Source organism: Mycolicibacterium arseniciresistens (assembly GCF_030519285.1).
GTDB lineage: Bacteria > Actinomycetota > Actinomycetes > Mycobacteriales > Mycobacteriaceae > Mycobacterium > Mycobacterium arseniciresistens.
Genome location: NZ_JAUMSQ010000574.1, coordinates 1 through 642, shown reverse-complemented (window position 1 = coordinate 642; position 642 = coordinate 1). Strand labels below are relative to the sequence as shown.

Genomic DNA, 642 nt, shown 5'->3' with positions numbered 1-642 from the left:
GGTGGTTTCAGGCGGTGGATGCAACACCGGGTGGATTCGATGGTTGTGAGAGTAGTTCGTTGAGGGCTTCTGCTGGTGTCTTCCAGGCCAGTGTTTTGCGGGGTCGGGTGTTGAGCTTGGTGGCGACGTAGTCGAGGTAGTCGTCTGGAAACACTGACAGATCAGTGCCTTTGGCAAAGTACTGGCGCAGGAGTCCGTTGGTGTTTTCGTTGCTTCCGCGCTGCCACGGCGAGTGGGGGTCGCAAAAGTAGATGTTGAGTGCGGCGGCTTCGGCGATGGCGAGGTGATTGGACAGTTCTCTGCCTTGGTCCCAAGTCAATGAGCGGCGCATGTGCTCGGGTAATTGGGTCATTTTCTCTACGATCGCGTGTTGAACTGTCTCGGCGCCGTGATCGTTGGGGAGGTGCAGCAGCATGACAAAGCGCGTGGTGCGTTCGACCAGAGTGCCGATGGCGGACTTGGATTCCGTACCGACAATCAGGTCGCCTTCCCAATGCCCGGGCACCGCACGGTCGGCGACCTCGGCGGGGCGCTCGCTGATGTTGACCATGCCCGGGATGCGCCCGCGACGTTCTGCTACCCGGCGCTGAGGTCGACGCAGGGCCCGTCCGGTGCGTAGGCACCGGTGCAGCTCGCGACGCA

General features: G+C 61.5%; 1 protein-coding gene. It reads right to left on the bottom strand.

What is annotated here, in order from left to right; genetic code table 11:
• Positions 1 to 7: 7 nt before the first annotated feature.
• Positions 8 to 642 (bottom strand): IS30 family transposase (locus tag Q2100_RS31570; RefSeq protein ID WP_302917168.1); only part of this gene is annotated, 635 nt, incomplete at its 5' end.